This window comes from Bradyrhizobium sp. Ses1 (assembly GCF_059512365.1).
In genome coordinates this window covers 1-1,172 of the sequence record NZ_JCAMOQ010000175.1, presented here as the reverse complement: position 1 = coordinate 1,172, position 1,172 = coordinate 1, and the positions used below count along the sequence as shown (strand labels likewise).

Here is a 1,172-nt window from a genome sequence, read left to right as displayed (position 1 = left end):
AAGCGCATCGAGGCGCAGCATGCCCGCGGCAAGCTGACCGCGCGCGAGCGCATCGAGCTGCTGCTGGACAAGGGATCGTTCGAGGAATTCGACATGTTCGTCGAGCATCGCTCGATCGAGTTCGGCATGGAGAAGACCAAGGTTCCCGGCGACGGCGTCGTCACCGGCTGGGGCACCGTCAACGGCCGCAAGACCTTCGTCTTTGCCAAGGATTTCACCGTGTTCGGCGGCTCGCTGTCGGAGACACACGCGCTGAAAATTACAAAACTGCAGGACATGGCGATGAAGGCGCGGGCGCCGATCATCGGCCTCTACGACGCCGGCGGCGCCCGCATCCAGGAGGGCGTCGCGGCGCTGGCCGGCTATTCCTACGTGTTCCGCCGCAACGTCATCGCCTCCGGCGTGATCCCGCAGATCTCCGTCATCATGGGCCCGTGCGCCGGCGGCGACGTCTATTCGCCGGCGATGACCGACTTCATCTTCATGGTGAAGAACACCAGCTACATGTTCGTGACCGGCCCCGACGTGGTGAAGACCGTGACCAACGAGGTGGTGACCGCCGAGGAGCTCGGCGGCGCCTCGGTGCACGCCACGCGCTCCTCGATCGCCGACGGCGCGTTCGAGAACGACGTCGACGCGCTGTTGCAGATGCGCCGGCTGATCGACTTCCTGCCGTCGAACAACACCGACGGCGTGCCGGAGTGGCCAAGCTTCGACGATATCGGCCGGGTCGACATGTCCCTGGACACCCTGATCCCCGACAATCCGAACAAGCCCTATGACATCAAGGAATTGATCCTGAAGGTCGTGGACGAGGGCGACTTCTTCGAGATCTCCGAGACCTTCGCCAAGAACATCGTCACCGGCTTCGGCCGCATCGCCGGCCGCACCGTGGGCTTCGTCGCCAACCAGCCGATGGTGCTCGCCGGCGTGCTCGACAGCGACGCCTCGCGCAAGGCCGCGCGCTTCGTCCGCTTCTGTGATGCCTTCAACATCCCGATCGTCACCTTCGTCGACGTGCCCGGCTTCCTGCCCGGCACCGCGCAGGAATATGGCGGCCTGATCAAGCACGGCGCAAAACTGCTGTTCGCCTACTCGCAATGCACGGTGCCGCTCGTCACCATCATCACCCGCAAGGCCTATGGCGGCGCCTTCGACGTCATGGCCTCGAA

1 protein-coding gene is annotated in these 1,172 nt (G+C 64.5%); it reads left to right on the top strand.

Going from position 1 to position 1,172, the window contains the following annotated elements; genetic code table 11:
- Positions 1-1,172 (top strand): acyl-CoA carboxylase subunit beta (locus AC5ZG5_RS46200; RefSeq protein ID WP_496165569.1); only part of this gene is annotated, 1,172 nt, incomplete at both ends.